Origin of the sequence: Vibrio sp. 10N.222.46.A1, from assembly GCF_041473595.1 — a bacterium.
Taxonomy (GTDB): Bacteria; Pseudomonadota; Gammaproteobacteria; order Enterobacterales; family Vibrionaceae; genus Vibrio; species Vibrio tasmaniensis_A.
Map to the genome: position 1 here is coordinate 1 of NZ_JBFRSN010001364.1, position 432 is coordinate 432.

1 protein-coding gene is annotated in these 432 nt (G+C 45.6%); it reads left to right on the forward strand.

Annotation, left to right across the window (positions count from 1 at the left end; translation table 11 throughout):
• Window positions 1–260 (forward strand): amino acid--tRNA ligase-related protein (locus tag AB4496_RS26645; RefSeq protein ID WP_372132914.1); only part of this gene is annotated, 260 nt, incomplete at its 5' end.
• Between the last annotated feature and the right edge of the window lie 172 nt (window positions 261–432).

Consider the following 432-nt stretch of genomic DNA (forward strand, 5'->3'; position numbering starts at 1 on the left):
GCCGTGAAGTAGCGAACGGTTTCTCTGAGCTTAACGATGCACAAGACCAAGACGAGCGTTTCAAAGCACAAGTTAACGCAAAAGACGCGGGTGATGACGAAGCTATGTACTACGATGCGGACTACATTACTGCACTAGAGCACGGCCTACCGCCAACAGCGGGTCAAGGTATTGGTATCGATCGTCTAGCGATGCTATTTACTAACACCCACACAATCCGTGACGTGATCTTGTTCCCGGCAATGCGCCCACAAGCGTAATTTTCGCTTATGGGGTGTTTACTGCCCGTGTAATTTAAAAGCCACCTTCGGGTGGCTTTTTCGGTTTTTAGCGTCAAAACCTAGCTCGTACCGCACTCTTGATTCGAAAAATGATTATTTATGACATAGTCTTACCATTGAGACAAAAAATCTAAGATAGTCTCATTACTAT